We start from the raw sequence: 18,669 nt of genomic DNA on the forward strand, positions 1-18,669 counted from the left end.
ATGATGGGTGGGCGCAGCCCTGCAGGAGCGGGCGCGCCCGGAAAAAGCTCAGCGCGACGCCAAGGTTTCACGCGGGCTTTCCAGAAACAGTTGGCGATAGGACTCGGCAAAACGCCCAAGGTGCCAGAACGAATAGCTCATGGCGACCTCAGCCACCGTGCCTTGCCCCGGGCGCAGGCGCAATAGGGCCTGGCGCGCCAGGTTCAGGCGATGGTGACGCAGCCAGGCGCTGGGCGGCATGCCCACGCATTCGGCGAAGGCCTGGCGCAGATGCTGAAAGGACGTGCCGGCGGCGCTGGCCAGCTGCAGCGCACTGAAATGCTCGGTGGGATAGGCGTTGACCAGTTCGAACACCCGCTGCACCACGCGCCGGTGGCCGGCCATGTGGCGCGCCTGATGGCTGCTGCGCTGGGCCTCGGAACATTCCAGCACGTACAGGCAGTCGTCCACCAACTGGCGCGACAGCGACGCGGCCTGCTCGCCGTCCGGCTGCTCGATACCCCCCAGCCACTTGCTCAACCAGCGACTGAACAGGCTGCCGTGGCCGGACTTGAGCGGCGTCAGCAACAGGTCTTCCCAGGGGCAATCGGGGCTGGGCGGGCCCAGGGCGGCCAGCTGGATGACCACGGCGATCTCGCGGTAGTGCTCCGGGGTCACCCAGAGGTTGCGGGTGTTGCCATCGAGCAGGTAGAAGCTGCCTTCGTTCATGTCGAAGCTGAACACCAGGGCATCGCTCGGCGCCTGGTAGTACTGCTCGATCCGCGTGTTCATGCGCTCTTCGTAGACCTGCACCGGGCCCAGTTCGGCCTGCACCAGGCGCCCATGAAACTGCCCTGCGGACATCTGCGCGTAATGCAGTTGCCAGCCTTCGCTGCCCTGCTCCTGCTGTTCGGCGCAGGAGGTTTCCAGGCGTCTGACGCACACCGGTCTGGCGTCGCTGGAGGGAGCTGTCATCAAGGTACCTGCTGGCCAGGATCAGGGTGGAAAACGTCGCGGGTCGAACGCCGCAGCGGCGACGATAACAGCGCCGCCGAATGCCTACAAGCACCGTCGGCTACCGCGTCCAGCACTGCTCGAGCACTACAATGGGGCAAATCGTCGCGGCGAAAGTGGATAGACCGGTTACCGTCGATCACCCAGGCTGGGGGCGTCAATACCGACCCCCAGAGGCTCCATGGACATCACCCGACAGCCGCTTGGCGAATGGCTGAAAAGTCATCGCATCACCGAAGTGGAATGTGTGGTCAGCGACCTGACCGGCATCGCCCGCGGCAAGATCCTGCCCACCCAGAAATTTCTCAACGAGCACGGCATGCGCCTGCCGGAAAGCGTGTTGCTGCAGACCGTGACCGGCGACTTCGTTGACGACGACGTCTACTACACCCTGCTCGACCCCGCCGACATCGACATGGTCTGCCGCCCCGATGCCCAGGCGGTGTACGTGCTGCCCTGGGCGATCGAGCCCACCGCCATGGTCATCCACGACACCTTCGACGCCCACGGCGAGGCCATCGAACTGTCGCCGCGCAACGTCCTCAAGCGCGTCCTGGCGCTGTACGCCGAGCGCGGCTGGCGGCCGGTGGTGGCGCCGGAGATGGAGTTCTACCTGACCCAGCGCTGCGAAGATCCCGACCTGCCCTTGCAGGTGCCGGTAGGCCGCAGCGGCCGCCCGGAGAGTGGCCGGCAGTCGTTCTCCATCGAGGCGGCCAACGAATTCGACCCGCTGTTCGAGGACGTCTACGACTGGTGCGAAGCGCAAGGCCTGGACCTCGACACGCTGATCCACGAAGACGGCCCGGCGCAGATGGAGATCAACTTCCGCCACGGCGACGCCCTGCACCTGGCCGATCAGATCATCGTGTTCAAGCGCACCATGCGCGAGGCCGCGCTCAAGCACAACGTAGCCGCCACCTTCATGGCCAAGCCGATCACCGACGAGCCGGGCAGCGCCATGCACCTGCACCAGAGCGTGATCGACATCACCACCGGCGAGAACATCTTCAAGGACGCCAACGGCGAACACAGCGCGCTGTTCATGCAGCACATCGCCGGGCTGCAGCGCTACATCCCCGAGGTGCTGCCGCTGTTCGCGCCCAACGCCAACTCGTTCCGGCGCTTTCTGCCCGACACCTCGGCGCCGGTCAACGTCGAGTGGGGCCTGGAAAACCGCACCGTCGGCTTGCGGGTGCCGGCGTCGACCCCGGCCAACCACCGGGTGGAAAACCGCCTGCCTGGCGCCGACGCCAACCCGTACCTGGCCATCGCCGCGAGCCTCCTGTGCGGCTACGTCGGCATGGTCGAAGGCCTCGAGCCTGGCGCCCCGGTGCAGGGCCGCGGCTATGAACGGCGCAGCCTGCGCCTGCCGCTGACCATCGAGGACGCCCTGGAGCGCATGGAAAACAGCGCGATGCTCAAGGGGTTGATCGGCGCCAAGTTCGTTCAGGGCTACGTCGCGGTCAAACGCGCCGAGCACGAGAACTACAAGCGCGTGATCAGCTCGTGGGAGCGCGAGTTTCTGATGATGAGTGTTTGACCCACGGCGTGCAGGACCGGGCAAACCCGATCCTGCCCTAGCCCGCTGGCACAGCCCGCCAAGATCCCACAGCCCAACCACCACCGAGGCCTACATGCACAAGAAGCTGATTTCTCTCTGCCTGCCCGCCCTGCTCTGCGCCGCCACGGCGGCTCATGCCGAAGGCACCGTGCGCATCTACAACTGGGCCGACTACATCGCCCCCAACACCCTGGCCGACTTCCAGCAGGCCACCGGCATCCAGCCGACCTACGACGTCTTCGATTCCAACGAGACTCTGGAGAGCAAGCTGCTCACCGGCCGTTCGGGCTATGACGTGGTGGTGCCGTCCAACCACTTCCTGGCGCGGCAGATCAAGGCCGGGGCATTCCAGAAACTGGACCGCTCCAAACTGCCGAACTGGAAGAACCTGGACCCGGTGTTGATGAAGCACCTGCAGGACAATGACCCCGGCAACCAGTACGCCGTGCCCTACCTCTGGGGCACCAACGGCATCGGCTACAACGTCGACAAGGTCAAGGCGGCGCTGGGCATCGACAAGATCGACTCCTGGGCCGTGCTGTTCGAGCCGCAGAACATCAAGAAGCTGCAGCAATGCGGCGTCGCCCTGCTCGACTCGCCGGACGAAGTCTTCCCGGCCGTCCTCAACTACATGGGCCTGGACCCGCGCAGCGAGAAACAGGCCGACTACGACGCCGCCGAAGCCAAGCTCAAGGCCATCCGTCCCTATGTGACCTACTTCCACTCCTCCAAGTACGTGACCGACCTGGCCAACGGCGCCATCTGCGTGGCCTTCGGTTATTCGGGCGACGTGCTGCAGGCGGCCGCGCGCGCCCAGGATGCCAGGAACGGCGTCAATATCGCCTATGCCATACCCAAGGAAGGCGCCAATATCTGGTTCGACATGCTGGCCATTCCCAAGGACGCCGACCACCCGGAGCAGGCCCTGGCCTTCATCAATTACGTGCTCGACCCCAAGGTCATCGCGCAGATCAGCGACACCGTCGGCTACGCCAACCCCAACCCGGCGTCCAATAGCCTGATGAAGCCCGATGTGCTGAACAACCCGTCGGTGTACCCGTCACCGGAAGTGATGAGCAAACTCTACGCCTCGACCATCCAGACGCCGGCGATCATGCGCACCATGACGCGCAAGTGGACCAGCATCAAATCCGACCGTTGAGGCGGTAACGGTGAGGAGCACCGCAAGCATGTCCTACATCAATACCTACTACAGCGCGACCACCGAACCGGGCCCTGCGCGGCCCGGCGTGCAGGGCCAGGTCGACGCCGACGTGTGCGTGGTCGGCGGCGGTCTGACCGGGGTCAATACCGCGCTCGAACTGGCCGAGCGTGGGCTCTCGGTGGTGCTGCTGGAGGCCCGGCGCATCGGCTGGGCCGCCAGCGGGCGCAATGGCGGGCAGCTGATCCGTGGGCTGGGCCACGATATCGAGCACCTGCGCGGGCGCCTCGGCGACGATGGCGTGCGCTTCATGCAGCAGGCCGGTTTCGAGTCGGTGGAGATTGTGCGCCAGCGTATCGAGCGTCATGCCATCGACTGCGACCTGCGCTGGGGCTACTGCGACCTGGCCAACACACCCGCGCACTGGCGCGGGTTGCAGGCCGAGCAGCAGAACCTGCTGGCGCAAGGCTATCGCCACAAGCTGCAGCTGGTAGCGCCGCAGCGGATGCATGAGGTGGTGGATTCAGCGGCCTATGCCGGCGGCCTGATCGACATGGGCTCGGGTCACCTGCACCCGCTCAAGCTGTTGCTGGGCGAGGCCGCAGCTGCCGAAGCGCAGGGCGCGCGGCTGTTCGAGAACAGCGCGGTGCGGCGGATCGTGCATGGGCCGCAGGTTGAGGTGCACACTGACCAGGGCTGCGTGCGGGCCGGGCAGTTGGTGCTCGGTTGCGATGCGTTTCTCGACGACCTCGAACCGAGCCTGAGCGGCAAGGTGCTGGCCGCCGGCAGCTATGTCATCGCCACCGAACCCCTCGGTCAGGCCCGGGCCGAGCAGTTGATCCCGCAGAACCTGGCGCTCTGCGACCAGCGCGTGACCGTGGATTACTACCGGCGCACCAGCGACCACCGCCTGCTGTTCGGCGGCGCTTGCCACTACTCCGGCCGTGACCCGGCCGACATCGGCCAGTACATGCGCGGCAAGATGGAGAAGGTCTTCCCGCAGCTGCGCGGGGTCGGCATCGACCATGCCTGGAGCGGACTGATCGGCATCGGCGCCAACCGCTTCCCGCAGATCGGCCGTCTCAAGGCCCAACGCAACGTGTTCTATGCCCAGGGCTATTCCGGCCATGGCCTGAACGTGACCCACTATGCCGCGCGGGTACTCGCCGACGCGATCGCCGCCAATGACCAGCGCGCGCTGGAGCTGTTCGAACGCGTGCCCCACCGCACCTTCCCGGGCGGCAAGGCGCTGCGCTCACCGCTGCTGGCGCTGGGGATGTTGTGGTATCGGATGAAGGAGTGGGTTTGAGTCGCGGCGCGGTGACGGGCCCGGGTGGTGACACCGGGCCCGAAAAGCCCGATCAGTGGGTAGCAATCGAATGCGCATGGAGCTCAATCCCCAAGGCATGCAAGACCTTGAGTACCGTCTCGAACCGTGGTTTGGCCCCAGGCGCAAAAGCTTTATACAAACTCTCGCGCCCCATGCCGGTCTGGCGGGCGATCTGCGCCATGCCTTTCGCCTTGGCCACATACCCCAATGCTCTGAGAAGCTCGTCGCTGTCTGCGTCAGCCAATACCTGGGAGAGGTATTCGTTAATGGCTTCATCGCTGTCAAGCAACGCGGCCATATCAAAAGTGGTCAATGTCTGGGTCATGTTCCGACCTCCTTCGCCAATTGCCGTGCACGCCTGATATCGGCGTCCTGTGTTGAACAGCGATGTTCGCTTGCCCAGATAATTCATTGCGCAAACGTATCCTTTTGGATACAGATCAGCAATGAGTCAAATTGACCAAAAGCAGCCCTGCCCTCAAAGCCCCAGATCCGACAACCCCGGATGCTCATCCGGCCGGCGGCCCTGCGGCCAGTGGAATTTGCGGTCGGCCTCCTCGATCGGCAAGTCATTGATGCAGGCAAAGCGCCGCGCCATCAGGCCGTCCTCGTTGAACTCCCAATTCTCGTTGCCGTAGGAACGGAACCAGTTGCCCGAGTCGTCATGCCATTCGTAGGCATAGCGCACGGCGATGCGGTTGTCGCTGAAGGCCCAGAGCTCTTTGATCAGCCGGTAATCCAGCTCCTTGCGCCATTTTCGTTCGAGGAAAGCCTGGGCTTCGGCGCGATTGTTGACAAACTCGGCGCGGTTGCGCCACTGAGTGTCCTCGGTGTAGGCCAGCGCGACCTTCTGCGGGTTGCGGCTGTTCCAGCCGTCTTCGGCCAGGCGCACTTTCTCGAGGGCGGTTTCGCGGGTGAAGGGCGGCAAGGGGGGACGGGTCGACGACATGGCAGAGCCTCCGGGTGGCGATGGAATGGATGGCGATCAGACGAAGAATGACCGATGCACTGCAAAACCTGTAGCCTGGGCAGTGTAAATAATCATCTGCGGGTTCTGCTCGCTCAATCACTTGCCCGTCGCTATCGTGGCCAGTCCGCTGCGCCAGGCTAAGGCAGGTGCAGCATGAAGTAACCGCCCCCCAGCCCGCCGCCATTGGCCAGTTCGATACGTCCCGGCACGCCGCCACGCTGATGGCGTTCGGCGATGCGCGCGGCAAAATACAGCCCCAGCCCGGTGCTGCCACTGACCGGGTTGATGCCCTGCACCGCATGGGACTGACTCTCGATCAGCCGCGGCGGATAGCCCGGGCCGTCGTCGTTGACGCCGATGAGCATGCCGCCGCCCTCCTCGCGCACGCTGATGACGATGGCCTGGCGGGCGAAGCGGATGGCGTTGATCAGCACGTTGCCGACCACCGAGCCAATCAGCTCGCGGTCGAAAAAGCCCAGCGGGCACAGCGGGTCGACTTCGTAGCTGGCCTCGATGCCGCGGCTTTGCAGCACGTCGGCGTGGGACGCCAGCTGCGCCTCGATGAAGTCGTCCATCTCGTGGTAGTCCGGCTGCAGCGGCAGCTGGTCGACGCCCAGTTTGTAAAGGCCCAGCAGCTGCACCATCATGCCGTTGAGGTTGGCGAACTCGTAGTCGATGACCGCGCGTTCGGCGCTGTGCTGCTGAGCCTCGGGCAGGCGCCCGAACCACTCGTTCTGCGCCTGCATGACGGTGGCCAGGGAGTTTTTCATGTCGTGCACGGTCGAGGCGATGACCATGGAAAAATCCAGACCCGGCTGCTTGTCATTCATGCGTCGAAAGCCCTGTTGCGCAAGTTCTGGTAGCGCTCGTAGCGCGTGTCGGTGGCCGGCAGGTTGCCTACGCTGTTCAGGCATGCCTGGCACTCCTCCAGCTTAGCTGCATCTGGCGTGGTGCCACGGGCATGCAGCAGCGACTGCGCCAGGTTGAGGGCGATACTGATGTTTTTCGGTTGCATGGCCAGGGCCTGGCGGAACAACGCCTGGGCCTGCCCCAGGTCGCCACCCTTGTAGCTGCGCACGCCTTGCACGTTGAGGGCCATGGCGGCCTGATGGTCGGCGGCGATGTCCGGGTCGTTGGACAGGCTGACGATGCTCTGCATCACCGCCGGGTCGTCGCCGTAGATCTGCGCGCAGTTCTTGAACATGCTGGCGCTGGCCGCGTCCTGGCCCAGCTGCTGCAATTGGGTGGCGAACTTCAGGGCGATGTCGGCGCTGAAGAACTGCTCCATGTCGGCGACCTTGGCCATCGCCTCCTCGGCCAGCTTGGCGGCGGCTTCGGGGTCCGAGCGCTGCAGGCTGCTGGCTTTCATCAGGCTGGTGCGGGCCGACAGCGCCGGGTTGTCGGCGTGCTCCTTGGCCACTTCACCGAGGGTCAGGTTGAGCTCGGCGCGGCTGCGTGCATCCAGGCCGTGCTCGCCGGTCTTGTTGATCAGCGCCTGGGCGAAACCCAGGTTGGTTTCCGGGTCCTTGAAGCGCGAGTGCTTGCCCTGCGCCACAGCCTGACGGAAGGCCCGCGAGGCGCCCTCGAAGTCTTCGTTGTCCAGCGCCAGCTTGCCCAGCAGCCCTTGCCGGCGCACGGCCAGCGGCGACAGGCGCACGGCGTCTTCCAGCACCTTCTGCGCGCGCTTGCTGTCGCCCTGGGCGACCAGCACGTCGGCCAGGCCATCATAGAGCGCGGGCATGCTGGGGAAGGCCTTCAAGGCGGCTTCGTACACCGCCAGCGCCGGCGTGGTCTGGTTGCGCCGGGCCAGCAGGCTGCCCAGGGCGCTGTAGGCCCAGGGCGTCGGGCGGTCGGCCAGGATGCTCTTGAGCAGCGCTTCGAGCTCGTCGTCGCGCTTGAGGTCGCGCAGCGCATCGGCCTTGTAGCGCAGGCACAGGGGGGCGAAGCGCGGGTCCTGACGGGTCAGCTCGGCGCAGGCTTCGAGCACCATCGCCGGGTCGCCCTTGTCCAGCGCCTTGAGGATCGGCTTGAGCAGGGTTTTGCGCTGTACCAGCTTGTCCAGCCGCTGAGCCAGGCCGGCACGGTTGAACGGCTTGGTCAGATAGGCATCGGGCTCCCACTCCAGGGCACTCATGACCATGGCCTGGCTGTTCTCGGCGGTGACCATGATGAAGATGCATTCGTGGCTCATGAGCTTGTCGCTCATCAGGTCTTCGAGCACCTGCTGGCCGGTCTTGCGCCCGTCGCCCAGGTTGAAATCGTGCAGGATGAAGTCATAGCGGCGCAGCGCGCAGACTTTCAACGCCTCCTCGCCGGTGTCGCACATGTCGACGTTCTTGACTCCCAGTTCGCGCAGCATCGAGCGCACCGAGCTGCGAAAGTCGGAAAAATCATCGACGATCAGAAATTTTTTATCGGTGTACACCAAGATCGGATCCTGCCGCAGGAAGAGAAGATGAGGCCGTCGAGGCTTCGCAGTATAGGGTCTATCGGCAGGAAAGCGCTTTGCTGTAGGGGCATTGCGCCAAGGCAGGGGCGATCAGGGTTTGCGCAGCAGGTAGACGCGGGCCATGGACCACAGGGCGAGCAGGTCCAGGCGCGCCTCGATCTTGAAACCGGCCTGACGGAATTGCGCCTCGGCCTCGCCGCGCAGGCGCGCGGCGGCGGCCTTGTGCGGCGGCTCGCGCCACAGCGCGACGATCAGGGTGTCGCGGCTGACCCGGTAGAACTCGCGCAGCAACGCCAGGCGCCGGGCGGGGTCTTCGAGCTGCTGCAGGCCGTCCATGCAGAAGATGCTGTCGACCGCGTTGTCCGACAGTTCGATGCGTGCCAGCTCGGTGTGCAGGGGCCGGACCCGCGCCAGCACCTCACCGCCATGGGCGCCCAACGCACGTTCCAGGGCATCGAGCGAATCGTCGGCGGCGATCACCACCCGGCTCGGCTTGCCGGCCAGCAGCGGCCAGAAACGCCCGGTGCCGCACGGCAGGTCAAGCACCAGCCCGGGGTCACCGGCCAGGGCCAGGGCCTTGCGCGCCAGCTTCAGCTCGCGCCGCGCGGCCCAGCCCGATACGGGGCTCGCCGCTGGCGGGCAAGAGGTCGAAAGGTTCAGTTGGGCAGGATTTCCCACGGCGGTCTCCACGGATCATGGGCGCAGCCTAGCCGCCGCCGAATCAAGGAGAAGTCGTGCGAATGTGAAAAAAGTGTCGGTTTGGTTACAGACCAACGGCAGTGGCGCGCCTGCACGACATGACCCTGACCGTGGGCGACGCCGCGCCGGGCTGCCGGGTGGAACTGCTCAGCCGCCCGCGCTGAAGTGTGCCGACCAGCGGCAATCTTTCCCTCTTTCGTTCAGTCAGCAGCAAGGTGCCGGCCGGTAGCCTTGTACTCGCTGCGTATTACAAGAAGACCACGACTCGCCCGGACCTGCGGCCTTTCACCGATTTTTGACATCGCGTTGACTGGTCGTTTACTCGCCTGAGCCTAGAGTGCGGGCAGTTTTCCAGGCCATGGCCAAAAGAGGTTGCAGATGTCCGATGCCGGGGTTCAGTCGCGTGGAATCGCCACGCAGTCACCACGTCGAATGGTCGGGCCGCGCCGGGTCATCCTGGCGCTGGCCATCATCTTTCTGCTGGCCCCTGCCATCGCCTGGTTCGCCCGCCCCGCCTCGGTCCTGGACCTCAGCGTCGGCAACCGCCTGGCCCGCTCGGGCCTGGCCGAAAGCTGGGCGCGGGGCGACGTCATCGTGCTGCTGCGCCACGCCGAACGCTGCGACCGCTCCAAGCGCACCTGCCTGGGTCCGAGCAACGGCATCACCCTGCACGGCAGCGCCATCGCCACGCAACTGGGCAGCGTGTTCTCCGGCCTCGGCCTGGCCAACGCCGACGTGCTCAGCAGCACCACCCTGCGCACCCAGCAAACCGCACAGTTCGTCTTCGGCCAGCCGGCCCTGACCCAGGAATGGCTGTTCAAATGCACCGGCGACGTGCTGGGCAAGGCCATGGCGCAAAAGAACACGCAACGCAACCTGGTGCTGGTCACCCACAGCGAATGCTTCGACCGCCTCGAACAGCAACTGGGCATCAGCGACACCACTGACAACCCCTACGCCAGCACGCTGTTCGTGCAAATCGGTGGCGAGGGCGCCAGGCCAAAAATCCTGGGCTTCATGCATGCACGCAAGTGGCTGACACTGGCTGCGCTGGACAGGTCCTGAGGGCAATAAGTGGTCAGAGGTGTCTCTACCAACCTAATAGCTTGTTACAGCTTCTCCGCCAGACAGGCCCGGAGGACGTGCCAATATAGCGCCCCCTTCCGGCCAGCTGGATCGCCCCGCGTTGACTACAGCTACAGCCCCCCTCTCATCCCCAATTCATGAGATCAAAGGCCAACGCACTTGGCTGGACTACGGTCTCCCGGACCTGCGTACCCTCCCTCGCGACATGCGTATCCTTGCGACCAAGGAGATCATGCCCGCCGTCTCATATGAAGAAGCGATAGCCATCGTCGCACTGCACCTGGGCTTCACTGCACCCGATGTCTGCGCACTAAAGATGGGTAGCCCTATAGGTGAAGTGCTGATAGAGCGCCAGAACCTCGGCCATATCGTGGAGAAACGCCAGGACGCCCGAGAACGGTACGTGAGGATGGCAATGGACACGTTGACTGGACCTTTCGAGATCTGGCGCGTCGCTTTCTCGAATTGCAGCTATCGCCTGGCTTTCATAGGAACCTATGAATCACGTCGGCAGATGCTCGTCAGCGTCGCACTTGTCGACGGGCGAACGCTATGGAATTTCATGCACACCGATGCAAAATCCCTGAACAAGCATCGCCACGGAGAGCTTCTATACAAGCGTTACGAACTTTTATGATGTGCAAAGAAAAAGGGCCACTTTTTGGGATGGCCCTGAAATTGCGCTTGATATTCATATACACGCCCTCAAGCAGGGGTGTGGAGGTCTCACCCTACACCGATGTTCAGCCATCGCCGGGGTTCCTACGTCAGTCATAGCCGCTGAAGGCCACTGATTTCGCGCTCGAGACGATTATTTCTGAACAGCAGCCTTTGGTCAATGCTTCATGAGCAGGCCATTGGCATATCCTGCGCGCCTACATTGTGACCTGCACATTATTATTGACGAACCCCCACTTGGTGTTTGACATAATAAACAGCTGTGGCAGGCTAGGCATCAGGATTCGACCAGAACCAGGCCCGTCGGCCTGCCCCAAGGTGACTTATGTCCAGCAACCCTGCCAGTAGCAACGTCAATAAAAATCAACGAACACAGCCGCGCAAACCGGTGGTACTCATGTCCATGGGCACCTCGGAGCGCAAGGGCCACGCCTACCAGGTGATGACCCACAAATACATCACTCCCCTCGTCGAACTGGCCGGCTGCGTACCGGTGCTGGTGCCCACCTGCTGCGGTATCGATGACCTGGAGCAGTACCTGGACATGGCCGATGGCGTGTACCTGACCGGCGCCGGCAGCAATATCGATCCGGCCCTCTATAACCAGAGCAACCAGACCCCGGGCAAGGCCCAGGACCGTGATCGCGACGATTTCGATCTGCCGTTGATTCGCGCGGCCATCGCTCGCGGGCTGCCGATTTTCGGCATCTGCCGCGGCATGCAGGAGATCAACGTCGCGTTGGGCGGCGATATCTACCAGAAGGTCTACGCCGAGCCGGGCTTCAACGATCATCGCGAGGACCCCGAGGCCTCGGTGGCCGAGCAGTACGCACCGGCCCATGGTGTCCAGGTGCTGGCCGACAGCTGGCTGCACCGCCTACTGGGCGAAGAACGCATCGAGGTCAACTCGCTGCACGGCCAGGGCCTGAAAACCCTGGGGCAGGGTTTGCAGGGTATCGCCTACGCCGACGACGGGCTGGTGGAAGCGATCCATGCACCGCAGCTGGCCTCCTTCCTGTTGGCCGTGCAGTGGCACCCTGAATGGCAGGCCAGCGGCAATCCGGATTCAGTGAAACTGTTCGAAGCGTTCGGCCAGGCCTGCCGCGAGCGCGTAGCGGGCAAGCGCCTGGAAAACGCCGCCTGACGTTCCGGCTGACCCGCACCGCTCGTTGCCCCCTCAGCGTTCGTGGGAGGGGGCAAAGCCCCCGAGAGGCCGCCAGGCCGTCTTGATTTCACGGGCCGCGCAGGCCCTCCCGTGCGTCCGAAATTCCGACCGCCTACCCTCCTGCTCTGGTATAGCCCAACGCCATCATTGATAATCGGGCGCAATTCCAGCGGCACAGGTGGGCGGCGCAGATGGCAGCGGTAGCAAGCAAGACCAAGGTCCGTGGCGCCTCCATGCCGCGCCGCGTCTATGCACCCCGCTGTGTCGGCCTGACCCTGGGCTTCATCGCCGTCTACTTTAACCTGCTGCCCGGCGCCAGTTATGGATCGGTGCTGGGCCTGCTGATCGGTTACTGCTTCGTCTGGCCACATCTGGCATTCCTCGCCTCGCGCCGCAGCTGCGCCCCCATGCGCGCCGAGTACCGCAACCTGTTCATCGACGCCCTGGCCGTCGGCTTCTTCGCTGGTGCCATGGGTTGCAACCCCCTGCCTTCGGTGGCCATCGTCACCATGATCGGCATGAACAACATGGCCGCCGGCGGCTTGCGCCTGCTGTTGCAAGGCGGCGCCGTAAGCCTGTTCGGCCTCGCCATTGCCTGGCTCGGCCTGCAGCCCGGGGCGGTGGGCCAGCCCAGTGCCGGGCAGGTCAACGCCTGCCTGCCGCTGCTGGTGTTGTACCCGATGTCACTGGGCTACGTCTGCTTCATCACCACCAGCAAGCTGGCCCGGCACAAGGACCAGCTGGACATTCTCAGCCGCACCGACCACCTCACCGGCCTGACCAACCGCAAGGCCCTCAACGACCTGCTCGAAGCGCAGTTCGCCGGGGAGCCGGGCGAATGCGTGGTGGCCCTGGTCGATGTCGATCATTTCAAACAGATTAACGACCGCCACGGTCACCTCGCCGGCGACCAGGTGCTGGCCAGGATCAGCCGGGTGATGCTCGAATGCGTGCGCGAACACGACACGGTGGCGCGCTATGGCGGTGACGAATTCTGTGTGATCCTGCGCCAGGTAGATGAAACCCAGGCCGAGCAGATCCTCGAGCGCATGCGCTGCCTGGCGGCGCAGATGGACACCGGCCTCGGCGTGCCCCTGCGTCCCACCCTGAGCATCGGCGCGGCGCTGCACCACCCGCGCGCGCTGAACAGCGTGATGTGGCTCAACGCCGCCGACACCGCCCTGTACCGCGCCAAGCGCGAGGGCCGCAACCGCGTCGCCTTTGCCGGCTAGCGGGCGCGCAGGGGGCGAAAGAAGGCGCGGATCTCTTCGGCCAGTGCCTGGGGTTGCTCCAGCGCGGCGAAGTGGCCGCCGGCCTGCATGTCGGTCCAGCGCTGCACGTTGTACACCCGCTCCACCCACGAGCGCGGCGGCATCGGCAGCTCGGCGGGGAAACGCGCCACCCCGGTTGGCGGCAGCACGCGCTCACCGGGGTGGAAGTGCAGGGGCCGCCGACGGCTTTCCAGGTACAGGCGAAACGACGAGCCGATGCTGCCGGTAAACCAGTACAGGCTGATGTTGGTCAGCAGCTCATCCAAGGTCACGGCGCTTTCCAATGACCCTGCGCAATCGGTCCAGGCGTGGAATTTTTCGCTGATCCAGGCCGCCAGTCCCGCAGGCGAATCGTTCAGGCCGACCGCCAGGCTCTGCGGCTTGGTGCCCTGGATCTGCCCGTAGGCGCCCTCGCGCTGTCCCCAGTCGGCCACTCGCTCGAGAAAGGCCTGCTCCTCGACACTGACCGGCGCCTGCCCGACGCCGAGGGGCGGCCGATAGGAGCCCGGAATGAAATTCAGATGCAGGCCGCTGAGCCGTTCAGGATAGCGCCAGGCCAGCCAGGTCGAGACCCCGGCGCCCCAGTCGCCGCCCTGGGCGCCGAAGCGCTCGTAGCCCAGCGCGGTCATCAATTCGGCCCACAGCCCCGCCACCTCGAACGGCCCGGTGCCGGGACGCTTGGGCGCCGAAGAAAATCCGTAGCCCGGCAGCGACGGCACCACCACGTCGAAGGCATCCTGCGGATCACCGCCATGACGGCCGGGGTCGGCCAGCAGCGGGATGATCGCCTGCATCTCGACGAAGGAGCCCGGCCAGCCATGGGTGAGGATCAACGGCAGGGGTGCCGGGCCCACGCCGCGTTGATGGACGAAGTGCAGGGTTTGATCGCCCGCTTGGGCGATGAACTGTGGCAGCGTATTGAGCTGCGCCTCCTGGGTCCGCCAGTCGAAGGAGCCCTGCCAGTAGTCCAGCAGCCGCCGCAGGAAATCGCGGTCGGTGCCCTCCTCCCAGCCCACTCCTTGGACGCCGTCCACCCGGCGGGTGCGCGCCAACCGCTGTTGCAGATCGGCCAGGGCGGCGTCCTCGATGGCAATGGCAAAAGGTCGAATCTGCATCATCAGTGTCCCTCAAGCGGCTGATTGCGCGCGTGATTATCGACGCGGTCAATAGTTCCCATCGGATTTGTTCGTTTCCATTTTGCCGCGATTCAGGCCATCATCCGCGCGCTTCGACTCCAGGACCCGAGTGATGAAAACCAGTCTCATTTATCTGCTGCCCATTCTGGCAATGGCCGGTTGCGCCTCCGCACCCAACTCCCCTTCGGTGACCCTCACCACCAGCAAGTCGCCAGGCGAGTACGCCCAATGCATCCTGCCCAAATGGCAGGCGGAACGCCCAGGCACGCAGATGACCCAGCACCGCGAGCTGTACACCCTGACGGCGCCCAGCGGGATTGCCGCCGACCAGATCCTCGAAGTGCACAAGACCAGCACCGGCAGCCAGGTGGCCTTGTACCTACGTGGCGCCGTGTTGCGCACCCGATTGGAGAAGCACGCCCGCAGCTGCCTGTAAGCCCTGCCCGGCCACCGGCGCCACGAACTCGCGCGGCGTACAACCGTACTCACGCCGGAACACGCTGTAAAGGTACTGCGCCGACTTGAAGCCGCAGGCCTGCGCCAGCTCCTGCAACGGCCGCTCGCCCGAGGCCAGCCCGGCAGCGGCGGCATTGAGTTTGAAACGCAGGATCTCGTCATGCACGCTGCGCCCCAGCTGGCGGCGAAAATGCGCCTCCAGCGATGATCGCGATACCCCGACATACTGCGCCACCTGCGCTGTCTTGATGCCCTGACAGGCGTACTGGCGGATGTAATGCAGCGCTCGCATGACATAGGGATGGCCCAGCGGCTGATGCAGGCTGGAGCTCTGCACGTTGATGCCGGCGGGGGCCACCAGCACGCGCTCCCCGGCCGGCGCCTTGCCATGCAGCATCTGGTGCAGCAACTGCGCCGCCAGTTGCCCCATCCGTTCGGTGCCCTGGATCACCGAGCTGAGCGGCACGCGGGTCAGGGTGCGAGTCAGCGGGTCGTTGTCGATGCCGATCAACGCCACCTGCTCCGGCACGGCAATGCCCGCCGTCAGGCAGGCCTGGAGCAACTGCCGCGCACGGGCATCGGTCACGGCGATGATACCGATCGGTTTGGGCAGGCTTTGCAGCCAGGCGATCTGCCGCTGCACGGCGCTGTCCCAGAGCGAGGCGCTGGTACCCAGGCCGTGGTACACCAGAGCCTTGCCGCCGTCGCCAGCGACCAACTGGCGAAACGCCGCTTCCCGCTCCTGCGCCCAGCGGTTGCTCTCGGAGGGGGGCAGGCTGAAGCAGGCAAAGCGGGTCAAGCCGGCTTCGATCAGGTGCCGGTAGGCCAGCTCGATCAGCGCGAAGTTGTCGGTGGCAACGTAAGGCACGCGCGGCGGATAGGCGCCCGCATCCTGATAGGAGCCGCCGACCGCCACCACCGGCATGCGCATGGCCGCCAGTGCCGGCGCCATGGCCGGGTCGTCGAAGTCGGCGATGATGCCGTCACCTTGCCAGCGCTCGATACCACGCAAGCGACAAAGAAAATCCTCTTCCAGAAACAGGTCCCAGCGCGCGCGGGTGCTGCTCAGGTAATTGCCGATGCCGGTGATGATGCCGCGGTCGTAGACCTTGCTGCCGTTGAACAGCAGAGCAATGCGATGAGGTGGGGTCATGGAGGCTGCCGATATTTTTCGTTGTTTTCGAGGGCCACAGACACCCTAGCCCGCTTTGGTCAAAATCGCACACCCTGCTGGTGAATTTCATAATCCACGGGGCACAAGCCGAAGCTAATCTCGACCCACGTCCCTCATAACAACAACTGGACTCTGTCGATGCCCTACTTTCCCGCCGTAGAAAAAATCCGCTACGAAGGCCCGAACAGCCAATCACCCCTCGCCTTCCGCCACTACGATGCCGACAAGTTGGTGCTCGGCAAGCCCATGCGCGAGCACCTGCGCATGGCGGTGTGTTACTGGCACACCTTTGTCTGGCCCGGCAGCGACATCTTCGGCGCCGCCGCCTTCAAGCGCACCTGGCACAGCGCCGGCGATCCGCTGCAGGTGGCCCGGGGCAAATGCGATGCGGCCTTCGAGTTCTTCAGCAAACTGGGCGTGGACTACTACAGCTTCCACGACACGGACGTCGCCCCCGAAGGCGCGAGCCTTAAGGAGTACACGCACAATTTCGCGCACATGGTCGACGAGCTGGAGCGCCATCAGCAGGACAGCGGCATCCAGCTGCTATGGGGCACCGCCAACTGCTTCAGCCACCCGCGCTACATTGCCGGCGCGGCGAGCAACCCCGACCCGCAGGTGTTCGCCTGGGCCGCGACCCAGGTGTTCAGCGCGCTGAACGCCACGCAACGACTCAAGGGCAGCAACTATGTACTGTGGGGCGGTCGCGAAGGCTACGAGACGTTGCTCAACACCGACCTTGCCCGCGAACGCGAGCAGCTGGGGCGCTTCATGTCCATGGTGGTCGAGCACAAGCACAAGATCGGTTTCACCGGCGACCTGCTGATCGAGCCCAAGCCGCAGGAGCCGACCAAGCACCAGTACGACTACGACAGCGCCACGGTCTTCGGTTTTCTCCAGCAGTACGGCCTGGAGCAGGAGATCAAGGTCAACATCGAGGCCAACCACGCCACCCTCGCCGGCCACAGCTTCCACCACGAGATCGCCACGGCGGCCTCCCTCGGTATCTTCGGCAGCATCGACGCCAACCGTGGCGACCCGCAGAACGGCTGGGACACCGACCAGTTCCCCAACAGCGTCGAAGAGCTGACCCTGGCCACCTATGAAATCCTCAAGGCCGGCGGCTTTGGCCACGGCGGCTTCAACTTCGACTCCAAGGTGCGCCGCCAGAGTGTCGACGAACTGGACCTGTTCTACGGCCACGTGGCGGCGATGGACGTGCTGGCGCTGGCCCTGGAACGCGCCGCCGCGATGGTCGAGAACGACCTGCTGGCGCAGTTCAAGCAAAAACGCTACGCCGGCTGGGACCAGCCGTTCGGCCAGGCGTTGCTGGCCGGCAACTATGACCTGGAACGCCTGGCCCAGCACGCCTTGGCCGAAGGCCTCGACCCGCAGCCGGTCAGCGGCCGCCAGGAGATGCTCGAAGGCCTGGTCAACCGTTTCATTTATCCATAGGCCCGTGAGCCAACGGCCATAAAACGACTAAAGTCATAGCGCAGCACGATGTGCCTCCAACAACAAAAACAAGGACACACTCATGAAACTCCTGCATACCGCCCTCGTTGCCAGCCTGTTCACCCTGTTCGCCGCGCCGGTGTTCGCCGATGCCGCGCACCCCAAGATCGGCTTCTCCATCGACGACCTGCGCCTGGAGCGCTGGGCCCGTGACCGCGACTACTTCACCGCTGCCGCCGAGCAGCTGGGGGCCAAGGTCTACGTGCAGTCGGCCGACGCCAACGAGCAACGGCAGATCTCGCAGATCGAAAACCTGATTTCCCGTGGCGTCGATGTCATCGTCATCGTGCCGTTCAACGCCACGGTGCTCAACAACGTGGTCGCCGAGGCGAAGAAAGCCGGGGTCAAGGTGCTCTCCTATGACCGCCTGATCCTCAACGCCGACATCGACGCCTATATCTCCTTCGACAACGAGAAGGTCGGCGAGATGCAAGCCGGCGGCGTGCTCAAGGCGCAGCCCAAGGGCAATTACTTCCTGCTCGGCGGCGCCCCCACCGACAACAACGCGAAGATCCTCCGTGAAGGCCAGATGAAAGTCCTGCAGCCGGCCATCGACAAGGGCGACGTCAAGGTGGTCGGCCAGCAGTGGGTCAAGGAATGGAACCCGACCGAGGCGCTGAGCATCATCGAGAACGCCTTGACCGCCAACAACAACAAGATCGACGGCATCGTCGCCTCCAACGACGCCACCGCCGGCGGCGCGATCCAGGCCCTGGCCGCACAGAAACTCGACGGCAAGGTGCCGGTCTCCGGCCAGGACGCCGACCTCGCCGCGGTCAAGCGCGTGCTGGCCGGCACCCAGACCATGACCGTGTACAAGCCGCTGAAGCTGATCGCCAGCGAGGCAGCCAAGCTCTCCGTGCAGCTGGTGCGTGGCGAGAAACCCGCCTTCAACTCGCAGTACGACAACGGCAACCACAAGGTCGACACGATTTTGCTGACGCCCACTGCGCTGACCAAGGACAACCTGCACATCCTCGAGGATGACGGTTTCTACACCAAGGCGCAGATCGCCGGGCAGTAA

18 protein-coding genes are annotated in these 18,669 nt (G+C 64.6%); 10 read left to right on the top strand and 8 right to left on the bottom strand.

Annotation, left to right across the window (positions count from 1 at the left end; translation table 11 throughout):
* Positions 1 to 48: 48 nt before the first annotated feature.
* Positions 49 to 954 carry a helix-turn-helix domain-containing protein gene (locus tag SFA35_RS15540; protein ID WP_320571434.1) on the bottom strand — a complete coding sequence of 302 codons (906 nt, stop codon included), beginning with the start codon at positions 952 to 954 and terminating at the stop codon, positions 49 to 51.
* A 220-nt stretch (positions 955 to 1,174) separates the two neighbouring features.
* Between SFA35_RS15540 and SFA35_RS15545 the strand changes: the two genes are divergently transcribed.
* The 3 genes from SFA35_RS15545 to SFA35_RS15555 all read left to right on the top strand — a co-directional run bounded on the left by SFA35_RS15545 (position 1,175) and on the right by SFA35_RS15555 (position 5,025).
* Positions 1,175 to 2,533 carry a glutamine synthetase family protein gene (locus SFA35_RS15545; protein WP_320571435.1) on the top strand — a complete coding sequence of 453 codons (1,359 nt, stop codon included), beginning with the start codon at positions 1,175 to 1,177 and terminating at the stop codon, positions 2,531 to 2,533.
* Positions 2,534 to 2,627: 94 nt separating this feature from the next.
* Complete coding sequence (locus SFA35_RS15550) at positions 2,628 to 3,716, top strand: polyamine ABC transporter substrate-binding protein (RefSeq protein ID WP_320571436.1); 1,089 nt, start codon at positions 2,628 to 2,630, stop codon at positions 3,714 to 3,716.
* 28 nt (positions 3,717 to 3,744) lie between these two features.
* Positions 3,745 to 5,025: an FAD-binding oxidoreductase gene (locus SFA35_RS15555; RefSeq protein ID WP_320571437.1), complete on the top strand. Its 1,281-nt coding sequence runs from the start codon at positions 3,745 to 3,747 to the stop codon at positions 5,023 to 5,025.
* A 52-nt stretch (positions 5,026 to 5,077) separates the two neighbouring features.
* Here the strand turns inward: SFA35_RS15555 and SFA35_RS15560 are convergent, their stop codons facing one another.
* The 5 genes from SFA35_RS15560 to SFA35_RS15580 form a co-directional block, all read right to left on the bottom strand.
* A complete protein-coding gene (locus SFA35_RS15560; RefSeq protein WP_320571438.1) occupies positions 5,078 to 5,371 on the bottom strand; it encodes an addiction module antidote protein in 294 nt (97 codons plus the stop codon).
* A gap of 153 nt (positions 5,372 to 5,524) precedes the next feature.
* Positions 5,525 to 5,995: a nuclear transport factor 2 family protein gene (locus SFA35_RS15565; RefSeq protein ID WP_320571439.1), complete on the bottom strand. Its 471-nt coding sequence runs from the start codon at positions 5,993 to 5,995 to the stop codon at positions 5,525 to 5,527.
* Positions 5,996 to 6,153: 158 nt separating this feature from the next.
* On the bottom strand, positions 6,154 to 6,846 hold the full coding sequence (locus tag SFA35_RS15570; RefSeq protein ID WP_320571440.1) for a HAMP domain-containing sensor histidine kinase: 693 nt from the start codon (positions 6,844 to 6,846) through the stop codon (positions 6,154 to 6,156).
* Entirely contained in the window at positions 6,843 to 8,447 is a 1,605-nt protein-coding gene (locus SFA35_RS15575; RefSeq protein WP_320579059.1) for a response regulator, read from the bottom strand. The genes SFA35_RS15570 and SFA35_RS15575 overlap by 4 nt, the downstream gene beginning before the upstream one ends.
* A gap of 108 nt (positions 8,448 to 8,555) precedes the next feature.
* Complete coding sequence (locus tag SFA35_RS15580) at positions 8,556 to 9,143, bottom strand: class I SAM-dependent methyltransferase (protein ID WP_320571441.1); 588 nt, start codon at positions 9,141 to 9,143, stop codon at positions 8,556 to 8,558.
* Between the two features lie 399 nt (positions 9,144 to 9,542).
* Here SFA35_RS15580 and SFA35_RS15585 point away from each other — a divergent pair, with 399 nt between their 5' ends.
* The 4 genes from SFA35_RS15585 (at position 9,543) to SFA35_RS15600 (ending at position 13,325) form a co-directional block, all read left to right on the top strand.
* The gene (locus tag SFA35_RS15585) at positions 9,543 to 10,229 is read left to right on the top strand and encodes a histidine phosphatase family protein (RefSeq protein ID WP_320571442.1); all 687 of its coding nucleotides are present in this window, start codon (positions 9,543 to 9,545) and stop codon (positions 10,227 to 10,229) included.
* A gap of 253 nt (positions 10,230 to 10,482) precedes the next feature.
* Entirely contained in the window at positions 10,483 to 10,887 is a 405-nt protein-coding gene (locus SFA35_RS15590; protein ID WP_320571443.1) for a PBECR2 nuclease fold domain-containing protein, read from the top strand.
* Between the two features lie 366 nt (positions 10,888 to 11,253).
* Positions 11,254 to 12,072, top strand: coding sequence for a type 1 glutamine amidotransferase (locus tag SFA35_RS15595; RefSeq protein ID WP_320571444.1), 819 nt, complete (start codon positions 11,254 to 11,256; stop codon positions 12,070 to 12,072).
* Between the two features lie 212 nt (positions 12,073 to 12,284).
* Entirely contained in the window at positions 12,285 to 13,325 is a 1,041-nt protein-coding gene (locus SFA35_RS15600) for a diguanylate cyclase (RefSeq protein ID WP_320571445.1), read from the top strand.
* On the opposite strand, the gene SFA35_RS15605 is transcribed toward SFA35_RS15600, so the two are convergent.
* Positions 13,322 to 14,479, bottom strand: coding sequence for an epoxide hydrolase (locus SFA35_RS15605; RefSeq protein WP_320571446.1), 1,158 nt, complete (start codon positions 14,477 to 14,479; stop codon positions 13,322 to 13,324). The two genes, SFA35_RS15600 and SFA35_RS15605, sit on opposite strands and share 4 nt — an antisense overlap.
* 133 nt (positions 14,480 to 14,612) lie before the next feature.
* On the opposite strand from SFA35_RS15605, the gene SFA35_RS15610 reads away from it, so the two are divergent.
* Positions 14,613 to 14,936, top strand: coding sequence for a hypothetical protein (locus tag SFA35_RS15610; RefSeq protein WP_320571447.1), 324 nt, complete (start codon positions 14,613 to 14,615; stop codon positions 14,934 to 14,936).
* On the opposite strand, the gene SFA35_RS15615 is transcribed toward SFA35_RS15610, so the two are convergent.
* The gene (locus SFA35_RS15615; RefSeq protein WP_320571448.1) at positions 14,880 to 16,109 is read right to left on the bottom strand and encodes a DNA-binding transcriptional regulator; all 1,230 of its coding nucleotides are present in this window, start codon (positions 16,107 to 16,109) and stop codon (positions 14,880 to 14,882) included. The two genes, SFA35_RS15610 and SFA35_RS15615, sit on opposite strands and share 57 nt — an antisense overlap.
* 159 nt (positions 16,110 to 16,268) lie before the next feature.
* On the opposite strand from SFA35_RS15615, the gene xylA reads away from it, so the two are divergent.
* Both xylA and xylF read left to right on the top strand, forming a co-directional pair.
* The gene (xylA, locus tag SFA35_RS15620) at positions 16,269 to 17,585 is read left to right on the top strand and encodes a xylose isomerase (protein WP_320571449.1); all 1,317 of its coding nucleotides are present in this window, start codon (positions 16,269 to 16,271) and stop codon (positions 17,583 to 17,585) included.
* Between the two features lie 82 nt (positions 17,586 to 17,667).
* Entirely contained in the window at positions 17,668 to 18,669 is a 1,002-nt protein-coding gene (gene xylF / locus SFA35_RS15625; RefSeq protein WP_320571450.1) for a D-xylose ABC transporter substrate-binding protein, read from the top strand.

This window comes from Pseudomonas sp. HR96, from assembly GCF_034059295.1.
Lineage (GTDB): Bacteria > Pseudomonadota > Gammaproteobacteria > Pseudomonadales > Pseudomonadaceae > Aquipseudomonas.